This is a genomic window from Rhizobium sp. Leaf371, from assembly GCF_001424045.1.
In the GTDB taxonomy this organism is placed as follows: domain Bacteria; phylum Pseudomonadota; class Alphaproteobacteria; order Rhizobiales; family Rhizobiaceae; genus Ferranicluibacter.
In genome coordinates, this window is record NZ_LMQB01000022.1 from 1 (window position 1) to 1173 (window position 1173).

General features: G+C 60.0%; 1 pseudogene. It reads left to right on the forward strand.

Features of this window, described 5'->3' with window-relative positions:
- Window positions 1-228: 228 nt before the first annotated feature.
- Window positions 229-1073, forward strand: a pseudogene (locus ASG39_RS10735) (IS3 family transposase); the annotation flags it as partial.
- Window positions 1074-1173 lie beyond the last annotated feature (100 nt).

Consider the following 1173-nt stretch of genomic DNA (forward strand, 5'->3'; position numbering starts at 1 on the left):
CTGCCCCCGCAACCAAAACACACCACAGATAAAAAACAAACTCACCAATACCCCCGCGCCGTAATGGCCGGGGGTTTTGGCGTTTCTGGGATGCGTGACGCGGGGGAGGGGATGGCGTGCCATTTGGCTCGGTGCAGCACCGCAGGCTCGGACGGTAGGGGCACTGACCTGAGCCCCTGAACTTCCTCCAGCATTTGGTAGAGTCCGTCACATCAAGGAGACGGACGAATGAAGCGTTCACGGTTTACGGAAGAACAGATCATCGGAATATTGAAGGAGCAGGAGGCGGGCGCGAAGACGGTTGATGTCTGCCGCAAGCACGGCATCTCGGATGCAACCTTCTACAAATACAAGGCGAAGTATGGCGGCATGGAGGTTTCGGATGCGCGCAAGCTGAAGGCGCTTGAGGACGAGAACGCCAAGCTGAAGAAGCTGCTCGCCGAGGCCATGTTGGACAATGCGATCCTGAAGGATGTCGCTGCAAAAAAATGATGACGCTCGATGTGAAGCGGGATGCGGTGGCTCACGTCTGTGCGCAGCATGGAGTGAGCCAGCGTCGGGCGTGCGAGGTTCTATCAGTGGATCGGTCGAGCATGCGATATCGCAGCGTGCGGCCCGACGATGCGGCCATTCGGGAGGCGATGAAGAAGGTGGCATCCGAGCGGCGGCGCTTCGGTTATCGCCGTATCCACGTCATGCTCGACCGGCAGGGGATCGTCATGAACCTGAAGAAGCTTCGACGTCTCCATCGGGAGGAGAAGCTGACGGTGCGCAAGCGTGGCGGCCGAAAGCGGGCCCTGGGCACGAGACGTCCTCTGGCTTTGCCGTCGCGTCCGGGCGAGCGCTGGAGCCTGGACTTCGTCAGCGATGCCTTCACCGACGGTCGCCGCTTTCGGGTGCTGGCAGTCGTCGATGACTTCACCCGCGAATGCCTGTGCCTCGTCGCCGATACATCCCTGTCTGGGGCGAGGCTTGCCCGCGAGCTCGGTGGTCTCATCGCCAAACGCGGAAAACCGAGAACGATCGTCTCGGACAACGGCACGGAGATGACCAGCATGGCCATCCTCAAATGGTGCTAGGCTCAGGACTCATAAAATTCACAGCCAGAAGATAACAGCGGCCGCGATGCAGATGCTCGAGAAGAAGGTATGTGCACAGCGGTCATAGCGGGTG